The following is a 22640-nucleotide window of genomic DNA, read 5'->3' on the forward strand; positions in this document are numbered from 1 at the left end:
TATTTGAATGATAAAAAAATAACACAATGAGCAAAAGAAATTTAGCTTTATTAGCCGTTTTTAGTACAGCTGTTTTTTATGGAATTAATTACACGTTGGTAAAAAGGGTAATGCCAAATTATTTAAGTCCTTATGCTTTGGTTTGGGTAAGGATTTGTGGAGCTACGATATTGTTTTGGATTACATCCTTTATGATAAAATCATCAGAATTAGAAAAAAAAGATTTTCCAAAAGTAGCATTGCTTTCTATTGTTGCCATTGTTATTAATATTTTGTCTTTTTTTAAAGGTCTTAGTTTAACAACTCCTATTAATGCATCTGTTATTATGGTAACCACACCTATTTTGGTGTTTGTGTTTTCCTTAATTATTTTAAAAGAAAAATTAGAGTTAAAACGTGGTTTAGGAATTATTATTGGATTGTTGGGAGCTTTTTTGTTAACTACTGCTGATAAAAAAGTGGCAGAGAATGCCGTAAATATTCCATTGGGAAATTTATTGGTATTTGTAAATGCATCTGGCTATGCTTTGTACTTAATTTTAACAAAACAAATGATTGAAAAATATCATCCTATTACTTTTATAAAATGGTTGTATACTTTTGGTTTGTTGTTTATGACTCCTTTTATTTTTAATGAAGTGTTGGTGGTAGAGTGGCAAAAAATACCTTTCAATATTTATTTAATTATTGCTTATGTAGTGGTGTTTGCAACTTATTGCAATTTCTTATTTAATCTTTATGGTTTAAAACAATTAAAACCAACCACGGTAAGCGCTTTTATTTATACCCAACCTGTAATAGCAAGTTTGTTTGCTTTATTAGTTGGGAGTGATGAGCTTTCTTGGGTAAAAATAGCTTCTACTTTGCTTATTTTTATAGGGGTTTATTTGGTAACCTTAAAGCCTAATGAGGTTAAGAATAAAGTTACTGCTAACTAGAGAAGTCTATCCAATGTAAAATCCGTATTTTTACAGCCAAATTTTTTGGATACATGATACAGTCAATGACAGGATATGGGAAAGCAATTGTTCAATTGCCTACCAAAAAGGTTACTATAGAAATTAAATCTTTAAACAGTAAACTGTTAGATTTAAACGTTCGTATACCTCAATACTACAAAGAAAAAGAAATTGATGTTCGTAAAACCATTGCCAATACAGTGGTTAGAGGGAAAGTTGATTTTTCTATTTATGTAGAAATGACTGCCGAGGTTTCTCAAACCAAAGTAAATGTAAATGTAGTGGCTGATTATATGAATCAGTTAAAACAAATTGCTACAGGTACGGATGTTGAGTTGTTAGATATGGCGATGAGATTACCAGATACTTTAAAAACAGAACGTGAAGAGTTAGATCCTGCAGAATGGGCTTTGATAGAAAAAGGTGTAGATGAAGCCATTGCTGCTTTGGTGCAATTCCGTAAAGACGAAGCCAAATCTTTAGAAGTAGATTTTAGAGAACGCATTCAAAATATTCAAGATTTATCTAAAGAAGTAGATCAGCATGATGATGATAGGATGGTAGCAGTAAAAGAAAAATTACGCAAGGCTATTGATGATTTAGAAGTAAAAGTAGATGAAAATAGATTTGAACAAGAATTAATTTATTATCTAGAAAAATTAGATATCAATGAAGAAAAAGTTCGTTTGGCCAATCACTTAGAATATTTCTTAAAAGAATTAAACAATGAAGTTTCTGATGGTAAAAAATTAGGATTTATTGTTCAAGAAATAGGAAGGGAAATCAATACTACAGGTTCAAAATCTAATTATGCACCTATGCAACAAGTAGTGGTGCAAATGAAGAACGAATTAGAAAAAATTAAAGAACAAATATTAAACGTTTTGTAACATGGCCTCAGGAAAATTAATTGTGTTTTCTGCACCATCGGGTTCTGGAAAAACCACCATTGTTAGACATTTGTTGTCAGAAACAGATTTGCCTTTAGACTTTTCTATTTCGGCAGCTTCTCGTGAACCTAGAGTTGGAGAAATAAACGGAAAAGATTATTATTTTTTATCTGCCGAGGAGTTTAAAAATAAAGTGGATCAAGATGCGTTTTTGGAGTGGGAAGAGGTTTATAAAGACAACTTTTACGGAACTTTAAAATCTGAAATTACTCGTATTTGGGCAGAAGGGAAACACGTAATTTTTGATATTGATGTGGTTGGAGGGTTAAATATTAAAAAACAATTCCCAGAGGAAACTTTGGCTATTTTTGTACAACCCCCTTCTATTGAAGAAATGGAACGAAGATTGCGAGGTAGAGCTACAGAAACCGAAGAAAAAATTAAAATGCGTGTGGCCAAGGCAGAACAAGAAATGGATTTTGCTAAAAAGTTTGATACGGTTTTAATTAATAATGATTTATCAGTAGCAAAAGAAGATGCTTATCAAATAGTGTCATCATTTATAAATAAGAAATAGAAAGATGAAGATTGAAGATGTTCAAGAAAGAATACATTCAGCAATTAATAAGCTGAATTCTCATGATTTATATAAAGACTTAAATAGTATTCAAGACATCAAACAATTTATGGAAAGCCATGTGTTTGCTGTGTGGGATTTTATGTCTTTGTTAAAGAACTTACAGATACAATTAACCTGTGTTTCTAAAGTTTGGATTCCTGTAGAAAATCCTGTAACTGCTAGATTTATCAATGAAATTGTGCATGGAGAAGAAACAGATGTAAATGAGTTGGGAGTGCCTATGAGTCATTTTGAAATGTACTTAGAGGCTATGAAAGAGGTTGGAGCTAGTACAGCAAAAATCGATTTGTTTATCAACTTAATCAAACAAGGAGTTCCAGTTTTAGATGCTTTAAAAGAAGTTGAGGTTTCTGAAGCTGTATATGATTTTGTGTCTTATACTTTTGAGATTATCGACAGAGGAAATGTACATGAAATTGCTGCTGCGTTTACCTTTGGTAGAGAAGATGTAATTCCTGAAATGTTTTTAGAAATTGTAAAAGAGACAAAAAAACAAAATCAAGACAAAGCCTATACTAAATTATTGTATTATTTAGAAAGACATATTGAGTTGGATGGTGATGAACACGGTCCTTTATCATTAAGAATGATAGAAGAGTTGTGTGGAGCAGATGAACAAAAATGGCAAGAAGTGTTAGCGGTTTCTGAGCAAGCTATTGAAAAAAGAATAGGACTTTGGTCTGGAATTCAATTAGAGTTGGTTTAGCATGAAAGTAGGTTTGTATTTTGGAACTTTTAATCCTGTACATGTGGGGCATGTTATTTTAGCCAATCATATGTTGCATTATACAAACATGGATGAGGTTTGGATGGTGGTTACGCCACACAATCCTCATAAGAAAAAAAGCACACTTTTAGAAAATCACCATCGATTAGAAATGGTGTATAAAGCTACTGAAGATTATGATCATGTTCATCCAAGTGATATTGAATTTAAGCTGAAACAGCCTAACTATACAATTGATACTCTGGTGCATATTTCAGAAAAATTTCCAACGCATGAATTTGCGATTATTATGGGAGAAGACAATTTAAAATCTTTTCATAAGTGGAAAAATTATGAAGTAATTTTAGAAGATTACGAAGTATTTGTGTATCCTAGAATTACCCAGAAGAAGCAAGAAAATAATTTAGAAAATCATCCAAAAATACATTTTGTAGAAGCTCCTATTGTAGAAATTTCATCTACATTTATAAGAGATGCTATTAAAAATCAAAAAAGTGTTCAGCATTTATTAACACCTAAGGTTTGGGAGTATATAGATTTAATGAATTTTTATAAATAGAAAGTAAACAATACATTTGTTAGTTGTGGTTTGGTTTTTGACCAATCATATAGCATTAAAAAATAAATGGCAGAAAAAAGCAGACGTATTAAAAAGAAATGGGTTAAGAAATACCGTTTGGTGGTTTTAACTGAAGAATCTTTTGAAGAAAAGTTCTCTTTTAAATTAACACGTTTAAATGTTTTTGTTTTTGGTGGGTTGTTTAGTGTGTTTTTAATTGCTTTTACAGCAGGATTAATTATTTACACACCTTTAAAAGAATACATTCCAGGCTTTGAATCTCCCGATTTAAAAAAGAATGCCATCAGTTTAAATTTTCAGTTAGATTCTTTAGAGCAACAGATGCATGCTTTAGAATTGTATACAGAATCTATGAAACCTACTTTGTTGGGAGATAAAGCTATTGAAATGGATGTGTTGCCATTTGTAACTAAAGAAGGAGAATCGGTCTATCAATCTGGAATTATGAATAATGACTCCATTCATCATAAGCTAGAAAAATTATATGGGTTGTTACAAGAAAAAAACAACACTATTGAAGCGCTTAGAACAAAGTACAAAGGAGTTAATTTTTCAGAAGATTCTCTTCATGATCATGAAGTAGTGCTTCAAGAAAATCATTTAACGGAAGAAGAATTAGAATCTTTGGAATCTTCTATGTTAGATTCTGTGTTTAGAGAAAAAGTAGAAAGAGAGGAACGTTTCAGTATTTTTGGATATGAGTATAACAAAGCTGACCAAGTTTTTGTAACACCAATACAAGGAAACATTACAGACGAATATAATGCTGTAGCGCATCATTTTGCTATAGATATTGCAGCAACAAAAGAAGCTCCTGTAAAATCAATTGCTGATGGAACAGTGGTTTTTGCAGAATGTTCTATAGAAACAGGTTTTGTGGTGATTATTGTGCATCAAGACAATTATGTATCGATATATAAACACAATTGTAGATTAAATGTGTCACAAGGTTCGTTGGTAAAAGCGGGTCAAGTAATTGCAAACGTTGGTTCAACAGGAGAGTTTAGTACAGGACCACATCTTCATTTTGAAATGTGGAAAGATGGGTATCCAGTAGATCCAACTAATTTTATGAAATTTTAAGAATGAGTATAAAATCAACATTAGCCTTGCCTTTTGCTAAGGTTATTCGCAAGCAAGTATATAAATGGGCAAATAATCCTGTTGAGACACAGGAAAAAGTGTTTCAATATTTAATTAAAAATGCTAAAAATACGGCTTTTGGAAAAGATCATAATTTTGAGAAGATTAAAAATTATGAAGATTTTAAAAAGTTAGTTCCTGTAAATGATTATGAGGGAATAAGAGCTTATGTAGATAGAATAGTTGAGGGAGAATCTGATGTTTTATGGAAAGGTCGTCCTTTGTATTACGCAAAAACATCAGGAACTACTTCCGGGGCAAAATATATTCCTATCACCAAAGAATCCATGCCTACGCACGTAAAAGCAGCTCGTAATGCTTTATTGTTTTATATTACAGAAACAGGAGATGCGTCTTTTGTAGATGGTAAAATGATGTTTTTACAAGGAAGTCCAATTTTAAAAGATTTAAAAGGAGTAAAACTTGGTAGACTAAGTGGTATTGCTGCACATTATGTACCGGGTTATTTACAAAAAAATAGGTTGCCAAGTTGGGAAACCAATTGTATTGAAGATTGGGAAACTAAGGTTGATGCTGTAGTTGAAGAAACTGTAAAAGAAGATATGTCCGTAATTAGCGGAATACCATCTTGGGTACAAATGTACTTTGAAAAACTACAAGAAAAGACAGGGAAAACAGTATCTGAGTTATTTCCTAAATTTAATTTCTTTGTATACGGAGGAGTTAATTTTGAGCCTTATAAGCATAAGTTTGAAAGTTTAATAGGTAAAAAAATTGATTACGTAGAATTATACCCTGCTTCCGAAGGTTTTATTGCTTATCAAGATTCTCAAACTGAAAAGGGAATGTTGTTGCAGTTAAACAGCGGTATTTTTTATGAGTTTATTCCTGCTGATAAATTTTACGAAGAGAATCCACCACGTTTGTCCATTGGAGAAGTAAAATTAGGTGTAAATTATGTTATTATATTAAATACCACTGCTGGACTTTGGGGATATAATATTGGAGATACAGTTGAATTTACTACCCTAGCACCTTATAGAATTAAAGTTACAGGAAGAATTAAACATTTTATTTCTGCTTTTGGAGAACATGTAATTGCTAAAGAGGTAGAAAAAGCTTTAAACGATGCCATGGTAGGAACAAATGTGACAGTGAGCGAGTTTACGGTTGCACCACAAGTAACACCAGAAAGTGGATTGCCATATCATGAGTGGTTTATAGAATTTGTAGAAGAACCAGAAAATTTAGAAGCTTTTGCTGCTAAGATTGATAAATCCATGCAAGAGCAAAATATATATTATTTAGATTTAATCACTGGTAGTGTGTTAAGACCATTGGTAATTACTAAGGTTAAAAAAGGTGGTTTTCACGAATATATGAAGTCTATTGGTAAATTTGGAGGACAAAATAAAATTCCTCAACTATCTGATAACCGTAAAATTGCAGATGTATTACAAAATTTTAAAGCATAAAACAATTAGCAAAAGCTGTCTAAAAAAAAAACTAGAAAAACATGAAATTACACATGAATAAACAAAAGGTAGCTTTTAAAATTAGTTTGTTATTTGCTTTTTTTTGTGGAACAGTAGTGTTTTCTCAAAAAAAATCTAAAGGTTTTAAACTTACAGAGGCAAATGTAAGAGCAATGCAAGCCACTGGTTTTGTAAGATGTGCTACTGTTGAGTATGAAAAAAAATTATCAGAAGAGAATTCTAATAAGGTTTCAGAAGAAGTTTTTGAATCATGGATGTCTACCAAAGTTGCCCAACTAAAAAAAAGTAGAGCTAATGGGAGAATAGCTGCTCAGGTTTATACCATTCCTGTAGTTATTCATATTGTTCACAATGGTGATGAAATAAATACTCTAGGAAATGCAAAGGGAGAAAATATATCAGATGCTCAAGCAAGATCTCAAATAGATATTTTAAATCAAGATTATCGAAGAGTGGCAGGGACTCCAGGAGGAGTAAATTCTACGGGCAAGGCTGTAGATATTGAAATAAATTTTGTGTTAGCAAAACAAGATCCTGATGGTTTAGAAACAACAGGGATTATTAGACATGAAATTATACCCTATACCGATGAGGTATCTAATCCACCTGCAGGACTTGGAAGTTTAGGGGATGGAGGAGCTGATTGGGAATCTTATGCAGATGTTCAAAAAATGAAAAGAGAGACCCAGTGGGATCCTACAAAATACTTAAATATTTGGACCATTAGAATGGGAGGAGAAACTTTAGAAGATGATGGTTTGTCTGATTTGTTAGGTTTTGCACAATTCCCTAGTAATTCAGGTTTACAGGGTATAGATGTGATTGGAGGAAGTGCTGCTACCGATGGTGTTGTGATTTCTTTTCACGCTTTTGGAGCTTGGTCAAAACGAGAAATAAATCCAGAAAATAAACATTCATTTATAATGAATAATCGCTATAACGAAGGAAGAACAACTACACATGAAATAGGACATTGGTTGGGTTTAAGACATATTTGGGGAGATACAGATACTTGTGGAAATGATGATTATTGTTTAGATACCCCTAATGCAACAGAGGAACATTATAGTTGTGATCAAACATATGATACTTGTACGAATGATGGATTAGGAAATGATATGGTTGAAAATTACATGGATTATACCATCGATGGTTGTATGGATACTTTTACTCAAAATCAAAAAGATAGAATGTTAACGGTGTTAAATAATTCTCCAAGAAGAGTAGACTTATTAAATTCATCAGCATTGAATATGCCTTTGTATGGAAGTGATCAGCTAAAAGATTTTGTAGTTGATCCTAATCCTTTTACGGATGTAGTAAAAGTAATTGGAATGGCAGAAGGCTTGGTAAAGTTATCAGTATATGATGCATATGGAAAAGAGATGTATACTGAGAATTTTTATGATGTAAAAAAGGTTTTCTCAAAAGAGTTGGATTTTAATCAACTAGCTTCAGGAATTTATATTGTATTGATTCAGAATGAGGAGAAAAGAATTGTGAAAAAAATAATTAAGCAATAAAAAACTTGTTTGTTATTAATGATGTCATCAATAACCTAATATCAAATAATATGAAATTATATTTAGTTCCTACACCTATTGGAAATTTAGAAGATATGACTTTTAGGGCTATTAAAGTTTTAAAAGAAGTAGATTTGGTATTGGCAGAAGATACCCGTACAAGCGGAAAGTTGATGAAGCATTATGAAATCAACACTCATATGCAAAGTCATCATATGCATAATGAGCATAAAACAGTAGAACAAATCGTTCAAAAAATAAAAGGAGGAACTACAGTTGCATTAATTTCAGATGCAGGAACTCCTGCTATTTCTGATCCGGGATTTTTGTTAACTAGAGCTTGTATCCAAAATGGTATTGAGGTAGATTGTTTGCCCGGAGCAACAGCTTTTGTACCCGCTTTGGTCAATTCAGGATTGCCTAATGAGAAGTTTGTGTTCGAAGGTTTTTTACCTGTTAAAAAAGGACGTCAAACACGTTTGCAAATTTTAGCTGAAGAAGTAAGAACCATTATTTTATATGAATCTCCACATAAATTAGTGAAAACATTAACACATTTGTCAGAATATTTAGGTGCTGATAGGCAAGCTTCTGTTTCTAGAGAATTGACTAAAATGTTTGAGGAAACCCAGCGAGGAACTTTAACTGAGTTAGTAGCACATTACACTAACAAACCACCCAAAGGAGAAATTGTTTTAGTGGTTGCTGGGAAAGGTTAGCAGTTATCTAACATCAAAAGAGTTAATTAGTCTATCTGTAATTAATTCATAGTCTTCATTTTTTCCTACCCATAAAGCAACTAAGTGAACTACTTTTGTATTATTTTTTGAACAAGTAATACTTTTAAAATAGATGTCATTTCCATCACTCTTAAAATTTCCTTTTTTAATAAGAGCAGGGTATTGATTGATAAAAGTATCAGAATCTGAATAATATAAATCTGTTCCGTTAACTTTATTTAATACTTCAGAAATAGAACCATCAGAACCTGCTTTTAAACTCATGTTTTCTATTGCTTGATTATAATGAACAGCAGTAAGTACAATACTATAATTAGGATTTTCTGTATAACTATAATTGTTCATTTTTAAAACAAGTTTTTTTACTTCATCAGGTAGTTGAATTTCAGCAGTTTCTTTTTCTAAAAGATAAGGTGATTCTAAAGAGACCTCTTTGTTAGAAAAATATTGTCTTTTCCAATCTTGCTTTAATAATTCAGAAGCTGGGTAAGCCAATTCATGGAAAAAAGAGTATAATTTAGACCCCTGTTGTTTTCCAAAATAAGCACCAATTAAAGAGCAAATCACAATAAATGTAATCTGTAATATTTTTTTTAGACTTATCTTTTTTGATTTGGGTTTTGTAGTTTGTTTAGTTACGCCTACTGTGTTTTTATAGTCCTCAAGATTTTTATTAGGATATTTTTGTTGCCAAGCCTTAAAGTTGTTTGGTATTTTTTTACCACAAGCATCACAAAATATCTGATATTCAGATTTTATAGGATTAAAATGATGGCAACTTTCACATTTAATAAATTTCATGAGTTTGGTTTGGGTATGATAAAGATAAGCATTGCAATTTTATGATAAAAAAGAATTTTAGAGTTCAGAAAAAAATAATCAATCAGCCCAGTAAAACAAGTGTTTCTTCTGATTTTATTATAAATTGTTGCTTTTGTTATAGAGTGTTTAAACTTTCGATTTGTTTATTTTGGGTATCGTAATAATTTAGAGGGAGTCTAATTGGTTATCCTTGCTTTTTTTGTAAATTTGCCGACCTGTAATTCATTGAATTGCAACCATAACAGAAAACAATAAATAAGTCGAAAACAATATGGCAACAACATTATTTGACAAAGTTTGGGATTCACATGTCGTACGTCACGTACAAGACGGACCGGATGTGTTTTTTATCGACCGTCATTTTATCCATGAAGTTACGAGTCCAGTAGCATTTTTAGGATTAGAAAGTAGAGGAAACAGTGTATTGTACCCAGAGCGTACTTTTGCTACTGCAGATCACAACACACCAACAATTAACCAACACTTACCTGTTGAAGATGCATTATCTGCAAACCAGTTAGATGCTTTAGAAAGAAATGCAAAAAAGCATGGAATTTCTCACTGGGGATTAGGAGATATTAACAATGGTATTGTTCACGTTGTAGGACCTGAAAACGGAATTACATTGCCTGGAGCAACTATTGTTTGTGGAGATTCACATACTTCTACTCACGGTGCATTTGGAGCCATTGCTTTTGGTATTGGTACTTCTGAAGTAGAAATGGTATTGTCTACTCAATGTATTATGCAATCTAAGCCTAAGAAAATGCGTATCAACGTAAACGGAAAATTAGGTTTAGGAGTAACACCTAAAGATGTTGCTTTGTATATTATTTCTAAGCAAACTACTTCTGGTGCTACAGGTTACTTTGTAGAATATGCAGGAGATGTATTTGAAGATATGACTATGGAAGGTCGTATGACTGTGTGTAACTTATCTATTGAGATGGGTGCTCGTGGTGGTATGATTGCTCCAGATCAAAAAACATATGACTATATAGCTGGTCGTGCTCAGACTCCTAAAGGAGCTGATTGGGATAAAGCTATGGAATACTGGAAAACATTAAAGACTGATGAAGGTGCAACTTTTGATGCAGAATTTAACTACGATGCAGCAGATATTGAACCAATGATTACTTACGGAACAAACCCAGGAATGGGAATGGGAGTAACTAAAGATATTCCTACTGCTGAATCTGTAAAAGGTGGAGTAGAAACTTATAGAAAATCTTTAGGTTATATGGATTTCCATGAAGGAGATTCTATGATTGGTAAAAAGATTGATTTTGTATTCTTAGGATCTTGTACTAACGGACGTATAGAAGACTTTAGAGCTTTCTGTTCAGTAGTAAAAGGACGTAAAAAAGCAGATCATGTTACTGCTTGGTTGGTTCCAGGATCTCACAAAGTAGTAGATCAAATTAAAGAAGAAGGATTAGATAAAATAATTACTGAAGCAGGTTTTGTGTTAAGAGAGCCAGGATGTTCAGCTTGTTTAGCAATGAACGATGATAAAATTCCAGCTGGGAAATTATCAGTTTCTACTTCTAACCGTAACTTCGAAGGACGTCAAGGACCAGGATCTAGAACTTTATTAGCTTCTCCATTAGTAGCTGCAGCTTCTGCTGTTGAAGGTGTGGTGACTGACCCAAGAACAATCTTAACTGCTAACGCTAACGCTTAAAAAATAGAATACAATGGCTTACGATAAATTTGAAGTATTAACAAGTACAGCTTATCCACTACCAATTGAGAACGTGGATACAGATCAAATCATTCCTGCTCGTTTCTTAAAAGCAACTGAGCGTGTAGATTTTGATATTAACTTTTTCCGTGATTGGAGATTTAACGCAGATGGAACTCCTAAAGTAGATTTTCCATTAAACAAAGATATTTATGCAGGATCTAAAATTTTAGTAGGAGGACGTAACTTCGGTTCAGGTTCTTCTAGAGAGCATGCAGCTTGGTCTGTATACGATTTTGGATTACGTTGTGTAATTTCATCTGAGTTTGCAGATATCTTTAAAAACAACTGTTTAAATGTAGGGGTATTGCCTGTACAAGTATCAGCTGAATTTGCAGATAAGTTATTTGCAGCAATTGAGGCAGATCCTAAAACAGAAATTAAAGTAGATTTACCAAATCAAACAGTTACTTTGTTAGCAACTGGAGAGTCTGAATCTTTTGACATCAATCTTTACAAAAAAGATAACATGTTAAACGGTTTTGATGATATCGATTATTTAAAAAACATTGAAGGAGAAATTACTGAATTTGCAAGTAAAAGACCTTTCTAGATAGATGTTTCTTTAAAAAGAGAACATTCTTTATAATTTTAAAAGCGTTTCACTTAATTGTGAAACGCTTTTTTTATCTTTGCCTTCCGTGTTTTTTAGGGAGCTTTTTAAATAAACTGATTGTAAATCAGACTTTAAAAAATAAAAGCCTTAAAAATTAGCTTTAGATCATGAGCAGAAAGAAAATAGAAATAATGGATACTACACTTCGTGATGGTGAACAAACCTCAGGAGTGTCTTTTGCAGCAAATGAAAAACTTACAATTGCTCAATTATTATTAGAAGAATTAAAAGTAGATCGTATTGAAATTGCCTCGGCACGTGTGTCTCAAGGAGAATTTAATGCGGTTAAAAATATTACAGATTGGGCACGTGAAAACGGTCACATCAATAAAATTGAAGTGTTGACTTTTGTTGACAAAGGAACATCTATTCAGTGGATGATTGAAGCTGGTGCAAAAGTGCAAAACTTGTTAACTAAAGGTTCTATGAATCATTTAGAACATCAGTTAAGAAAAACACCTGAGCAGCATTTTTCTGAAATTGCCGAATCTGTAAAACAAGCTTACGAGAAAGGGATTGAAACCAATGTGTATTTAGAAGATTGGTCTAATGGAATGCGTAATTCTAGAGAGTATGTCTATCAATATTTAGATTTTATAGTTACACAACCTGTAAAAAGAGTAATGTTGCCAGATACTTTAGGAATTTTAACGCCTCAAGAATCTTTTGATTATATCAAAGAAATTAAAGATAAATATCCAACCTTACATGTAGATTTTCACTGTCATAACGATTATGATTTAAGTGTTGCCAATGCCATGGAAGCTATTAAAGGAGGAACAGATGGCTTGCATTTAACATTAAACGGAATGGGAGAGCGTGCAGGAAATGCACCTTTGGCCAGTGTGGTTGCAGTAGTGAATGATTTTATGCCAGATTATTTGGTTGAGGTAAATGAGAAAGCTTTATACAAAGTAAGTAAAATGGTAGAAGCTTTTTCTGGATTTAAAATTCCGGAAAGTAAACCTATTGTGGGGGAAAATGTATTTACCCAAACAGCAGGAATTCATGCTGATGGAGATAATAAAAAGAATTTATATTACAATGATTTGTTGCCTAAGCGTTTTGGACGTAAGCGTAAATATGCTTTAGGGAAAACATCAGGGAAAGCCAATATTCAAAAAAACTTACAAGATTTAGGATTGAGTCTAAATGATGAAGAGTTAAAGTTGGTAACACAAAGAGTAATTGAATTAGGAGATAAAAAAGAATTGGTGACTCAAAATGATTTGCCATATATTATTTCTGATGTACTAAATTCAAATACCATTGCAGAAAAAGTTAAGGTAGAAGCTTACGTATTAACACATGCAAAAGGACTAAAACCATCTACAACTGTTTCTGTTTCTTTTGAAGGAGAAATTGTTGAAGAAAGTGCAAGTGGAGATGGTCAATATGATGCATTTATCAGAGCATTACGCAAAATTTATGATAAAAAAGGATTAGTTTTGCCAACGCTAACAGATTATGCTGTACGTATTCCACCAGGTTCTAATTCAGATGCATTGTGTGAAACAGTTATTACTTGGAGCTTAAACGGAAAAGAATATAAAACGCGTGGTTTAGATTCAGATCAAACAGTATCTGCAATTATGGCTACTGAAAAAATGTTGAACATTATATAATCAAATGTCATGTGTATCATGACGACATAAATATTACAAAATGAAATTAAACATTGCATTATTAGCTGGTGACGGAATTGGACCAGAAGTAATTGATCAGGCAGTAAAAGTTTCTGATGCAGTTGCAGCAAAATTTGGACATGAAATAACTTGGAAACCAGCCTTAACAGGGGCTGCTGCTATTGATGCAGTTGGAGAGCCTTATCCAGATGAAACTCACGAGATTTGTGCTGCTTCTGATGCTGTTTTATTTGGTGCTATTGGTCACCCAAAATATGACAATGATCCTTCTGCACCAGTTCGTCCGGAGCAAGGATTGTTAAAAATGAGAAAAAAATTAGGATTGTTTGCTAACGTACGTCCTACTTTTACTTTTCCATCTTTATTAGATAAATCTCCTTTAAAAAGAGAGCGTATTGAAGGAACTGATTTGGTTTTCTTACGTGAATTAACTGGAGGAATTTACTTTGGTGAAAAAGGAAGAAGAGATGGTGGAGACACTGCTTTTGACAACTGTGTATACACAAGAGAAGAAGTACAACGTTTGGCTAAAAAAGGTTTTGAATTAGCAATGACTCGTTCTAAAAAATTATGTTGTGTGGATAAAGCCAACGTATTAGAAACGTCTCGTTTATGGAGAGAAACTGTACAAGCGATGGAAAAAGATTATCCAGAAGTAACTGTTGCTTATGAGTTTGTTGATGCAGTAGCAATGCGTTTGGTACAATGGCCTAACTCTTACGATGTATTAATTACTGAAAACTTATTTGGAGATATTTTAACTGATGAGGCTTCTGTAATTTCAGGATCTATGGGATTAATGCCATCTGCTTCTATGGGAGCTGATATTGCTTTATTCGAGCCTATTCATGGTTCTTATCCACAAGCTACTGGATTAAACATTGCAAACCCAATGGCAACTATTTTATCTGCTGCTATGATGTTTGAAAACTTTGGATTGCAAGAAGAAGGTGCTGCTATTAGAGCTGCAGTTAACAAAGCTTTAGAAGAAGGTTATGTTACTGAGGATTTAGCTAATGGAGGTAAATCTTACGGAACTAAAGAAGTTGGAGATTGGTTAGCTGCTCAAATCTAATCACATTTCTATAGAAATATAAAAAAGGCCATCTTGTACAAGATGGTCTTTTTTTATAGTTATTTATTGGTTTCTAAGGCTAATTCTGTAATCTTTTTATATAAGATTTCATATTCTAACAACAATGATGTTGTGTATCCATCACACCTTGTTCGGAGACCTAAAAAATGAGAGATTTTGTATTTCTGCATTTTCCTAGCCCATAGTTTTGGAATCATTAATGGAATGGATGTGTAAAAATAGTTTGTGTTATTAAGCACATCTTTTAATTGATAGCGAAGTTTTCGATTTGGCTTTATTCCTAAATTTAATAAAGAGGTATGATAGAATACTTCATCAATAAAAGATTGAGGTTTTTTAAGAATGGTTTTGATATCATCAATTAAAATAATTCTTAAAATAGATAACAAATGATGCTTATCTGTTGTCTTAATCAACCTACTGTAGTGATAGCAAATTTGTGCCGTTGTAGGGTAACAAGGAGATATTAAATAAGGGTAATTTACATAATCTTTAGAGGTAACCGTTCTTAATAGATAACTAATAGAATCTTTATCTTGTTTACAAACTTTAAGTTTGTTTTTAGAGGACCATAAAAGGATATTTGTTAATACACAAGCATCTGTTTCAATGGGCATTTTTTTTCCAAAATAAACAGCATAAGTTCTTAAATTCTTGTATTGGGTTCTTTTATGAAAATTCCATTGTAAAGTTCCATTAGCATGTTTAATTAGTTTTTCTTTTAACCATTCATGTTTTTTTTTCTTAGGATCGGTTAAGTAAATGTACACGGTGTCATCAGCATCATCGGCAAGTTTAAAAAAGTTAAAATGCTGCATTACTTTTCCATTTGGAAAAAAATCCATCGGATCGGTTTTAAAAAAATTATAGGTTTTTCCACCTTTAAAATTTTTAAAATAAGGGTAACAGTTAATTACTTGTTCAGTAATATCATCAACAATAGGTTTTAAGTTATTTGGTATTGATGGATATAGTTCTTTTAAGGTAAAAATAATAGCACTAGAGAAAAAGATGTTTTCATCTTCTCTAGAATAAGGAACCAAAGAGTGGAGTCTTTGTGAGGCAAAAATTCCTTTAAGATAACCTTTGGCTATTCCTTCTTTTTGTTGTTGTGCTAAATTTTTTAAAAGATTACTAATCAAATTTATTCCGTTTGTATTAAAAGTACACTATTTTTTAAAAATAGCATAGACCGGAAAATGATCACTAAAGCCTCCTCTATAAAATTTACCAATATAAGTTCTTAAAGGTTCTCCTTTGTTTCTACCTGTCCAATCTGTTAAAAAGTCTTCGTTATATATGGCAGCTTTTTGAAATTGATTTTTTTGTTCTTTCTCAAAAGTACTACTGTAAAGAATTTGGTCAAACAAATGCCAAACGCCATTGTGAATTAAAGTACCTTCTTTAGGAGTTAATAGTTTTTCCATTGGGTTTTTAATACGATTGGATACTAAATGTTTGGCAATACTCTCAGAGGTTGGATCATCGTTAAAATCTCCCATAATAATAATTTTAGCTTCAGGGTCTTCTGCTAAAATTTGGTCAATTCTATAGTTTAGAATATTGGCCAAAGCAATTCTTTTAAAATGTGTTTTGTCTATTCCTTTTCTTCTAGAAGGCCAGTGGTTTACAAAAACATGAGTCAGTTCTCCGTATAAATTTCCCTGTACATAAAGAATATCTCTAGTATCATCTTTTACGCCATTGGTTTCAAAAACTTGAACAGGAATGGCTTCTGAGGATGTCAATTCAAAAAAATCTTTGTGATATAAGAGTGCAACATCAATTCCTCTTTCGTCTGGAGAATCGTAGTGAACACAATCGTAATTTAAGTACCTTAAAACTTCTGAATGAATAATATCAAGGGCAACTTGTTTGGTTTCTACTTCTGCCAAACCTACCAAAACAGGAGGGAACATACAATCGGTAGTTCCTATTTTAGAGATGACTTTAGCTATTTTATTTACTTTATGCTGATATCTGTAATGTCCCCATTTTTTACGACCACTAGGGGTGTAATCATTGTCCAACGTGTGGACATCGTCCTTATAATCAAATAAGTTTTCTGTATTGTAAAAAGCAATTGAGAATAAATTTTCCTTGGTCACTTGGAGTATTTTTTTGAGTGGTAAAGATATCTTTATTCAATAAAAATGTCAAAGAAAGCTTGTTTAATATCACTATAAAAAGGCAGCATTTTCCGTAAAATCTCTTTGTGTTGAAACTGTGGGAATTATGTACATTTGTAGCATGATAGAAGAAAAGAAAGTAACCTCAGAAAAAACAGTATTGGTGGGTGTCATTACACAACATCAAGATGAGGCAAAGTCTACGGAATATTTAGATGAATTAGAATTTTTGGTAACCACAGCTGGTGGTACAGCCGTAAAAAGATTTGTCCAAAAATTAGAAAAACCTCACCCTAAGACTTTTATAGGGACTGGTAAGTTAGAAGATGTAAAAGCATATATTGATTCGCACGATATAGGAACCGTTATTTTTGATGATGAGTTGTCTCCCGCGCAATTAAGAAACATAGAAAAGATTTTAGATACTAAGATTTTAGATAGAACTACCTTGATCTTAGATATTTTTGCGCAACGTGCAGAAACTAGTTATGCAAGAACGCAAGTTGCCTTGGCTCAATGTCAATATATGTTACCAAGATTAACAAAACTTTGGTCTCACTTAGATAAGCAAAAAGGGGGGATTGGAATGCGTGGTCCTGGAGAAACAGAAATTGAAACAGATAGACGTATTGTAAGAGATCAAATTGCTTTGTTAAAAAAGAAGTTAGAGACGATTGACAGACAAATGGCTGTACAGCGTAAGAACCGTGGTAAAATGGTTCGTGTAGCTTTGGTAGGATATACCAACGTTGGAAAATCTACCTTGATGAACGTGATTAGTAAAAGTGAAGTGTTTGCAGAAGATAAATTGTTTGCAACTTTAGATACGACAGTTCGTAAAGTGGTGATTAAAAACATTCCTTTTTTAATGACAGATACCGTTGGGTTTATTAGAAAGTTGCCTACACAATTGGTAGAGTCTTTTAAATCTACCTTAGATGAGGTTCGTGAAGCAGATTTATTGCTACACGTAGTTGATATTTCACATCCTACCTTTGAAGATCATATTAATTCTGTAAATCTTATTTTAGAAGAAATTGAGAGCGCTAACAAGCCAACGTTAATGGTGTTTAACAAAATTGATAGTTATACACATGAAACTATTGATGAAGATGATTTGGTGACTGAAAAAACTGAAAAACACTATACACTTGATGAGTTAAAGAATTCTTGGATGTCTAAAATAGAAGATGAATGTGTGTTTATTTCAGCATTAAATAAAGACAATATGGAAGATTTTAAAGAAAAGGTTTTTGATATGGTTCGTGACATACATACCAAACGCTTTCCGTATAATAATTATCTGTATTCAGAATATGATGAAGAAGGTAATAAGCTTTAATAACAAAAAATCCCGAGTATTTCACTCGGGATTTTTTGTTATAACATTTGTATGTAATCTTTCATTCCGCTCAAAATACTTTGTACGGCATAAGAGGCAAGTATTAATCCCATTATTTTACTGATGACGGTAATTCCATAATCGCCAATTCTTTTTTGTACTACGTTTGCCACAAGCAATAACAAAGCAGTTAGCCCAATTACTAGCATGACTAAAAAAGTAGTAATGGCTTGTTGTTGTAAGGTATATATATGATTGTCTGTCATTAAAACCACAGCCATAATAGCTCCAGGGGAAGCAATAGAAGGAATGGCTACAGGGAAAATAGTTACATGTTTATAATCATTAATTAATTCTTTTTCTGAAGCTGGTTTTCCGCTTCCAAAAATCATAGAGAGTGCAAAAAGAAAAAGAATCAATCCTCCAGAAACTTGAAAAGCATAAAGTTTAATATTCATCCCTTCAAGAATTACTTGACCAATAATAATAAAAAACAATAAAATAGCAAATGCAACTAAAGAAGCTCTAATAGCTATTTTTCGTTTGTGTTTTTCATCAAAATGTTTGGTGGCTTCTAAATATACAGGAACAGAACCAATGGGATCTATTACAGCAATCATAAAGAAAATAGAAGTAATAATTTCTTTCATAAATTAATGAACTTTAACTCCTGTAGTGGTAAAAGACAATCCTTGCTGTCCAGATGTTGAAATCATTACGGCTTCAAATAAAGGTTGATTACTTTCTTGTTTTATAATCCAGTCAAACATAAAGTTTCCTCCAGTGCCTCCCTCTTTATCTGTTTCATCAATTACAATCTCTACAGTTTCCATAGGAGCTAAATAAATAGGATGATTAAAATAAGATCTGATTAGTTTTCCATGGGTATCATAATAATCTGCCTTTTTAATGTAAATAGTATCTTGTCTATCCGTATTTCTCATGCTTACGGTAACAGTTAAACTATGTTTTTTATGTTCTGTATAACTATATACTTGTGAGTAAACAGATAGATGTGTTGCTCCAGAAATAAAATTTTCATCAGTTATTTTGGAAATTCTTTTTTCCCAGTTCACAGGATTTATAGAGCTAATTTCTTTTTCTTCTTTACAAGAGATTAGTAATATAGTAGAGAAAATAATTAAAAATATATTTTTCATAATGCGGATTCTAGAGGATCAATTACTTGTGTTAAATTACTTAATTACTTGCAGGTGATGAAATTTAATTAGGAAGAACTCATAAAAAAACCTCTAGTAGAACTAGAGGTTTTAAATTATATATAAAATGTGTTTCTTTAGAATTTATAGTTAAATCCTAAACCGAATACTTCACGAACCTGAACGGCTCTTACAGCATTGTCATCATAAATGGCTTGCAATGCAATGTTTGCAGATAAAAAGTCATTTACTTTCATGGCTACGTTTAAAGTGTAATCAATGTCTATATTTCCTGGGTTCTCTAAATAGTTGGCATACATGTTTAAAATGTTTTCAAAACTTACGTTTTTAAAAGCATCAAACTTGTAATAAGCAGCAATGTTAGCACCTAATTCAAAACGAGAAGTTTTTCCTTCTTCTACACCAAAAGCACTTTGTCCATTAGTAAATTCACTATTTACAAAAATAGCTCTAGCAGAAGCAGGAGTAATGTTCACTTTTAAGTTATCTGATTTTTTCCACAAGGCACCAGGACCTGCTTGTAAGTAGGCTGGAGAAAAGAATGTAGAAATTTTATCAGTTTGGGCAGCCGTTTTATAACCGTCTGCAAATTGAGTTTTAAAGTTTAAATAAGCAGAGTAGTACCAAAACTCACTTGCTTTTTTACCATATAAAGATGAAAGCTCAATACGGTCATCTGTTTTTTGAAAATTGCTATTTCCTGCAGTTTTAGTTAAACCATAGGCAAGAATAATTTTGTTATCCCAAACATCATTGTCTTTTTTGTAGTTAAAACCATAGTTGATGTTTGCATTGGTAGCAATGTTGTTTACTCCACCTCCTTGCCAATCTTTGTTATAGGCAGATTGGTTAAACAATAAAGTAAATACTCCTCCTTTTTTCCAGTTACTTTCTTTTTCTTGAGCAAAAGTGATAGTTGAGATCAATAATAGAGCTAATGCTGAAATTCTTTTCATAATAATTTTTATTTATTTTTCGATTTTTTAAACAGTGGTACTGTAGAGCAAGCTTCACCATACATGATGTTTTTGGCTACAGGAAGTAATTTACTAATTAATAAAGTATAGGCAGACTCTGGAATAGGTTTGTTAGCACACCCTTTAATAATTACAGGTTTGTTTTCAAACGGGTTGACATCAAATTTAGAAATGATTTCAGTGTACAGAACAGTTTCTAAAAGGTTTAAATCACCTACTACACATTTTTTAGCGTAAAGACTAGCATTACTAGCTAATAAAAGATATGCCCATGAAGGAATAATAGCATCGGCACTACAAGTAAATGCAATGTATTTGTCTTTCAAACTAGTCCAATCATATTCGGCAACTTTTTCTCTAAAGTCTTTTTCTCTTAGAATAATTCCTTCGTATAACCAGTCTTTAATATCAAACAGAATACGTTCTCCTGAAGGATAAAAATCTTCTAAATCTATATTTTTTAAAGAGCTATTGGCTACTCTGTTTACAATTTCATCCATAATTAATTAGTATTTAGCACACAGTTGTTAGTGAATAGTTTTATGATGACCAACAACCAAACATTATCTATGTACTTTGTACTGATCACTCAGTACTAATTATAGAAATCCTAATTCTAGTTTTGCTTCTTCACTCATCATGTCTTGTGTCCAAGTAGGATCAAAAGTCAATTCAACTTCAGCACTTTCAATTTCTTCTAAGGCACAAACTTTTTCTTCAACCTCTTTTGGCAAAGTTTCAGCAACAGGACAGTTAGGAGAAGTTAAGGTCATTAATATTTTAGCTTGCTTTTGGTCGTTTACAAGCACATCGTATATCAAACCTAATTCGTAAATATCTACAGGGATCTCTGGATCGTAAATAGTTTTTAACACATTTACAATTTTATCTCCTATTTCTACAGTTTCTTCGTGGTTCATTATTTCTTGTTTTTAGCAGTTAGGCATTTAATTTACTTTGCATTCCTAATGCGTATAGTTTTATTTGTTTAATCATAGAGACCAAACCATTGGCTCTGGTTGGTGATAAATGTTCTTTTAAACCAATTTCATCAATAAAATCCATTTCGGCATCTAGAATGTCTTTAGGAGATTGGTCGTTAAAAACGCGTAACAATACAGCAACAATTCCTTTGGTAATAATGGCATCACTATCTGCTGTAAAGTGTATTTTATCTCCTTTAAGCTCAGAATGTAACCAAACTTTAGATTGACATCCTTTAATAAGATTGTTGTCTGTTTTGTATTGATCTTCAATCACAGGTACAGATTTTCCTAATTCTATCATATACTCATAACGTTGCATCCAATCCTCAAACATTGTAAACTCATCTACAATTTCCTCTTGTATTTCTTTGATAGTCATATTTTAAACTTATTTTTGCAGCCACAAAGATACTGAGTATAAAGGTAGGATACAACTGCAATTAGGATTGATTCTAACTTATGTAATTATTGAAATAAAAATAAATGAGTAAATTATTGGTTATAGGAACGGTAGCTTTTGATGCTATTGAAACTCCTTTTGGAAAAACAGATAAAATTTTAGGGGGTGCAGGAACTTATATAGGTTTGTCTGCAAGTAATTTTAAAAATGTAGATACTGGATTGGTGTCTGTTGTTGGTGATGATTTTCCTCAAGAGTATTTTGATTTATTACACAGTAAAAACATCAATACAGAAGGAATAGAAGTTGTAAAAGACGGAAAAACGTTTTTTTGGAGTGGTAAGTATCACAACAATATGAACCAGAGAGATACTTTAATTACAGACTTAAATGTATTAGAACATTTTAATCCTGTAGTGCCAGAAAAGTATAAAGATGCAGAAATCGTTATGTTAGGAAATTTACATCCTTTGGTACAAAATGCAGGTTTAGAGCAAATGAATAAAAAACCAAAAATGGTGGTGTTAGATACTATGAATTTTTGGATGGATATTGCTTTAGATGATTTAAAAATGTTGTTGAAAAAGGTAGATGTGATTACTATTAATGATGAAGAAGCTCAACAATTAAGTGGAGAACATTCATTGGTAAAAGCAGCAGCCATTATCCACCAAATGGGACCAGAATATGTGGTGATTAAAAAAGGTGAGCATGGAGCGTTGTTGTTCCATAAAGATAAAATGTTCTTTGCACCAGCATTGCCTTTGGCAGATGTTTTTGATCCAACAGGAGCAGGAGATACTTTTGCGGGAGGATTTACAGGATATTTAGCACAACAAGGAGATTTATCGTTCGAAAACATTAAGAATGCAGTTATTTGGGGATCTAATTTAGCCTCATTTACGGTAGAAAAATTTGGTGTAGAACGCATTGCAGGCGTTACTTATACTGAGGTAGAAGAGCGTTTGGCGAAATTTAAGGAGTTAACGAAATTTTCTTTGTAATTTTGCAAAAAATTTACGGTTTTACGACTGATGTAAAA

The 22640-nt window shown here is 32.2% G+C and carries 24 protein-coding genes; 15 read left to right on the plus strand and 9 right to left on the minus strand.

Annotated elements, in window-relative coordinates:
* Nucleotides 1-26: 26 nt before the first annotated feature.
* From BUB70_RS03905 to rsmI, 9 genes are all read left to right on the plus strand, one after another.
* The gene (locus tag BUB70_RS03905) at nt 27-938 is read left to right on the plus strand and encodes a DMT family transporter (protein WP_073118458.1); all 912 of its coding nucleotides are present in this window, start codon (nt 27-29) and stop codon (nt 936-938) included.
* A gap of 53 nt (nt 939-991) precedes the next feature.
* Entirely contained in the window at nt 992-1849 is an 858-nt protein-coding gene (locus tag BUB70_RS03910) for a YicC/YloC family endoribonuclease (protein WP_188351938.1), read from the plus strand.
* A 1-nt stretch (nt 1850) separates the two neighbouring features.
* On the plus strand, nt 1851-2426 hold the full coding sequence (gene gmk / locus BUB70_RS03915; RefSeq protein ID WP_073118463.1) for a guanylate kinase: 576 nt from the start codon (nt 1851-1853) through the stop codon (nt 2424-2426).
* A 4-nt stretch (nt 2427-2430) separates the two neighbouring features.
* Nucleotides 2431-3195, plus strand: a complete 765-nt coding sequence (locus BUB70_RS03920) for a DUF3050 domain-containing protein (RefSeq protein WP_073118465.1) — start codon at nt 2431-2433, stop codon at nt 3193-3195.
* Nucleotide 3196: 1 nt separating this feature from the next.
* The gene (gene nadD / locus BUB70_RS03925) at nt 3197-3775 is read left to right on the plus strand and encodes a nicotinate (nicotinamide) nucleotide adenylyltransferase (protein ID WP_073118467.1); all 579 of its coding nucleotides are present in this window, start codon (nt 3197-3199) and stop codon (nt 3773-3775) included.
* Between the two features lie 66 nt (nt 3776-3841).
* Nucleotides 3842-4879, plus strand: a complete 1038-nt coding sequence (locus BUB70_RS03930; RefSeq protein ID WP_073118469.1) for a M23 family metallopeptidase — start codon at nt 3842-3844, stop codon at nt 4877-4879.
* Nucleotides 4880-4881: 2 nt separating this feature from the next.
* The gene (locus tag BUB70_RS03935) at nt 4882-6375 is read left to right on the plus strand and encodes a GH3 auxin-responsive promoter family protein (protein WP_073118472.1); all 1494 of its coding nucleotides are present in this window, start codon (nt 4882-4884) and stop codon (nt 6373-6375) included.
* Nucleotides 6376-6416: 41 nt separating this feature from the next.
* The gene (locus BUB70_RS03940; RefSeq protein ID WP_073118473.1) at nt 6417-7919 is read left to right on the plus strand and encodes a M43 family zinc metalloprotease; all 1503 of its coding nucleotides are present in this window, start codon (nt 6417-6419) and stop codon (nt 7917-7919) included.
* A gap of 50 nt (nt 7920-7969) precedes the next feature.
* Nucleotides 7970-8638, plus strand: a complete 669-nt coding sequence (gene rsmI, locus BUB70_RS03945; RefSeq protein ID WP_073118475.1) for a 16S rRNA (cytidine(1402)-2'-O)-methyltransferase — start codon at nt 7970-7972, stop codon at nt 8636-8638.
* 3 nt (nt 8639-8641) lie between these two features.
* On the opposite strand, the gene BUB70_RS03950 is transcribed toward rsmI, so the two are convergent.
* Nucleotides 8642-9460 (minus strand): hypothetical protein, encoded by an 819-nt coding sequence (locus tag BUB70_RS03950; protein WP_073118477.1) that lies wholly within the window; start codon nt 9458-9460, stop codon nt 8642-8644.
* 292 nt (nt 9461-9752) lie between these two features.
* Here BUB70_RS03950 and leuC point away from each other — a divergent pair, with 292 nt between their 5' ends.
* The 4 genes from leuC (at nt 9753) to leuB (ending at nt 14562) form a co-directional block, all read left to right on the plus strand.
* Nucleotides 9753-11165 (plus strand): 3-isopropylmalate dehydratase large subunit, encoded by a 1413-nt coding sequence (leuC, locus tag BUB70_RS03955; RefSeq protein WP_073118479.1) that lies wholly within the window; start codon nt 9753-9755, stop codon nt 11163-11165.
* Nucleotides 11166-11178: 13 nt separating this feature from the next.
* Nucleotides 11179-11778, plus strand: a complete 600-nt coding sequence (gene leuD / locus BUB70_RS03960) for a 3-isopropylmalate dehydratase small subunit (protein WP_073118481.1) — start codon at nt 11179-11181, stop codon at nt 11776-11778.
* 170 nt (nt 11779-11948) lie between these two features.
* A complete protein-coding gene (locus tag BUB70_RS03965; RefSeq protein WP_073118483.1) occupies nt 11949-13466 on the plus strand; it encodes an alpha-isopropylmalate synthase regulatory domain-containing protein in 1518 nt (505 codons plus the stop codon).
* Between the two features lie 40 nt (nt 13467-13506).
* Nucleotides 13507-14562 (plus strand): 3-isopropylmalate dehydrogenase, encoded by a 1056-nt coding sequence (gene leuB / locus BUB70_RS03970; protein WP_073118485.1) that lies wholly within the window; start codon nt 13507-13509, stop codon nt 14560-14562.
* Nucleotides 14563-14621: 59 nt separating this feature from the next.
* Here the strand turns inward: leuB and BUB70_RS03975 are convergent, their stop codons facing one another.
* Both BUB70_RS03975 and BUB70_RS03980 read right to left on the minus strand, forming a co-directional pair.
* On the minus strand, nt 14622-15725 hold the full coding sequence (locus BUB70_RS03975; protein ID WP_073118487.1) for a hypothetical protein: 1104 nt from the start codon (nt 15723-15725) through the stop codon (nt 14622-14624).
* 27 nt (nt 15726-15752) lie between these two features.
* On the minus strand, nt 15753-16691 hold the full coding sequence (locus BUB70_RS03980; protein WP_073118489.1) for an endonuclease/exonuclease/phosphatase family protein: 939 nt from the start codon (nt 16689-16691) through the stop codon (nt 15753-15755).
* A 142-nt stretch (nt 16692-16833) separates the two neighbouring features.
* Here BUB70_RS03980 and hflX point away from each other — a divergent pair, with 142 nt between their 5' ends.
* Nucleotides 16834-18054: a GTPase HflX gene (gene hflX / locus BUB70_RS03985; protein WP_073118491.1), complete on the plus strand. Its 1221-nt coding sequence runs from the start codon at nt 16834-16836 to the stop codon at nt 18052-18054.
* A 38-nt stretch (nt 18055-18092) separates the two neighbouring features.
* On the opposite strand, the gene BUB70_RS03990 is transcribed toward hflX, so the two are convergent.
* The 6 genes from BUB70_RS03990 to BUB70_RS04015 all read right to left on the minus strand — a co-directional run bounded on the left by BUB70_RS03990 (nt 18093) and on the right by BUB70_RS04015 (nt 21577).
* Nucleotides 18093-18704, minus strand: a complete 612-nt coding sequence (locus BUB70_RS03990; protein ID WP_073118493.1) for a MarC family protein — start codon at nt 18702-18704, stop codon at nt 18093-18095.
* 3 nt (nt 18705-18707) lie between these two features.
* Nucleotides 18708-19214 carry a DUF3124 domain-containing protein gene (locus BUB70_RS03995; protein ID WP_073118495.1) on the minus strand — a complete coding sequence of 169 codons (507 nt, stop codon included), beginning with the start codon at nt 19212-19214 and terminating at the stop codon, nt 18708-18710.
* 137 nt (nt 19215-19351) lie between these two features.
* On the minus strand, nt 19352-20191 hold the full coding sequence (locus BUB70_RS04000) for a DUF3078 domain-containing protein (protein ID WP_073118497.1): 840 nt from the start codon (nt 20189-20191) through the stop codon (nt 19352-19354).
* 8 nt (nt 20192-20199) lie between these two features.
* Nucleotides 20200-20715 carry a DUF2480 family protein gene (locus BUB70_RS04005; RefSeq protein WP_143155235.1) on the minus strand — a complete coding sequence of 172 codons (516 nt, stop codon included), beginning with the start codon at nt 20713-20715 and terminating at the stop codon, nt 20200-20202.
* A 96-nt stretch (nt 20716-20811) separates the two neighbouring features.
* Nucleotides 20812-21132: a DUF59 domain-containing protein gene (locus tag BUB70_RS04010; protein ID WP_073118501.1), complete on the minus strand. Its 321-nt coding sequence runs from the start codon at nt 21130-21132 to the stop codon at nt 20812-20814.
* Between the two features lie 19 nt (nt 21133-21151).
* The gene (locus tag BUB70_RS04015; RefSeq protein ID WP_073118503.1) at nt 21152-21577 is read right to left on the minus strand and encodes a SufE family protein; all 426 of its coding nucleotides are present in this window, start codon (nt 21575-21577) and stop codon (nt 21152-21154) included.
* 104 nt (nt 21578-21681) lie between these two features.
* On the opposite strand from BUB70_RS04015, the gene BUB70_RS04020 reads away from it, so the two are divergent.
* The gene (locus tag BUB70_RS04020) at nt 21682-22602 is read left to right on the plus strand and encodes a PfkB family carbohydrate kinase (RefSeq protein ID WP_073118505.1); all 921 of its coding nucleotides are present in this window, start codon (nt 21682-21684) and stop codon (nt 22600-22602) included.
* Nucleotides 22603-22640 lie beyond the last annotated feature (38 nt).

This window comes from Wenyingzhuangia marina (genome assembly GCF_900130035.1).
Taxonomy (GTDB): domain Bacteria; phylum Bacteroidota; class Bacteroidia; order Flavobacteriales; family Flavobacteriaceae; genus Wenyingzhuangia; species Wenyingzhuangia marina.

Bases quoted from the DNA above. Each gene is read 5' to 3' on its own strand.
- nadD (WP_073118467.1), top strand. From the start codon at position 3,197: ATGAAAGTAGGTTTGTATTTTGGAACTTTTAATCCTGTACATGTGGGG.
- BUB70_RS03950 (WP_073118477.1), bottom strand. From the start codon at position 9,460: ATGAAATTTATTAAATGTGAAAGTTGCCATCATTTTAATCCTATAAAA.
- leuD (WP_073118481.1), top strand. From the start codon at position 11,179: ATGGCTTACGATAAATTTGAAGTATTAACAAGTACAGCTTATCCACTA.
- leuC (WP_073118479.1), top strand. From the start codon at position 9,753: ATGGCAACAACATTATTTGACAAAGTTTGGGATTCACATGTCGTACGT.
- BUB70_RS03920 (WP_073118465.1), top strand. From the start codon at position 2,431: ATGAAGATTGAAGATGTTCAAGAAAGAATACATTCAGCAATTAATAAG.
- BUB70_RS03990 (WP_073118493.1), bottom strand. From the start codon at position 18,704: ATGAAAGAAATTATTACTTCTATTTTCTTTATGATTGCTGTAATAGAT.
- BUB70_RS04015 (WP_073118503.1), bottom strand. From the start codon at position 21,577: ATGACTATCAAAGAAATACAAGAGGAAATTGTAGATGAGTTTACAATG.
- BUB70_RS03995 (WP_073118495.1), bottom strand. From the start codon at position 19,214: ATGAAAAATATATTTTTAATTATTTTCTCTACTATATTACTAATCTCT.
- BUB70_RS03940 (WP_073118473.1), top strand. From the start codon at position 6,417: ATGAAATTACACATGAATAAACAAAAGGTAGCTTTTAAAATTAGTTTG.
- BUB70_RS03905 (WP_073118458.1), top strand. From the start codon at position 27: ATGAGCAAAAGAAATTTAGCTTTATTAGCCGTTTTTAGTACAGCTGTT.
- leuB (WP_073118485.1), top strand. From the start codon at position 13,507: ATGAAATTAAACATTGCATTATTAGCTGGTGACGGAATTGGACCAGAA.
- gmk (WP_073118463.1), top strand. From the start codon at position 1,851: ATGGCCTCAGGAAAATTAATTGTGTTTTCTGCACCATCGGGTTCTGGA.
- BUB70_RS03910 (WP_188351938.1), top strand. From the start codon at position 992: ATGATACAGTCAATGACAGGATATGGGAAAGCAATTGTTCAATTGCCT.
- BUB70_RS03930 (WP_073118469.1), top strand. From the start codon at position 3,842: ATGGCAGAAAAAAGCAGACGTATTAAAAAGAAATGGGTTAAGAAATAC.
- hflX (WP_073118491.1), top strand. From the start codon at position 16,834: ATGATAGAAGAAAAGAAAGTAACCTCAGAAAAAACAGTATTGGTGGGT.
- BUB70_RS04010 (WP_073118501.1), bottom strand. From the start codon at position 21,132: ATGAACCACGAAGAAACTGTAGAAATAGGAGATAAAATTGTAAATGTG.
- BUB70_RS03965 (WP_073118483.1), top strand. From the start codon at position 11,949: ATGAGCAGAAAGAAAATAGAAATAATGGATACTACACTTCGTGATGGT.
- BUB70_RS03935 (WP_073118472.1), top strand. From the start codon at position 4,882: ATGAGTATAAAATCAACATTAGCCTTGCCTTTTGCTAAGGTTATTCGC.
- BUB70_RS04000 (WP_073118497.1), bottom strand. From the start codon at position 20,191: ATGAAAAGAATTTCAGCATTAGCTCTATTATTGATCTCAACTATCACT.
- rsmI (WP_073118475.1), top strand. From the start codon at position 7,970: ATGAAATTATATTTAGTTCCTACACCTATTGGAAATTTAGAAGATATG.
- BUB70_RS04020 (WP_073118505.1), top strand. From the start codon at position 21,682: ATGAGTAAATTATTGGTTATAGGAACGGTAGCTTTTGATGCTATTGAA.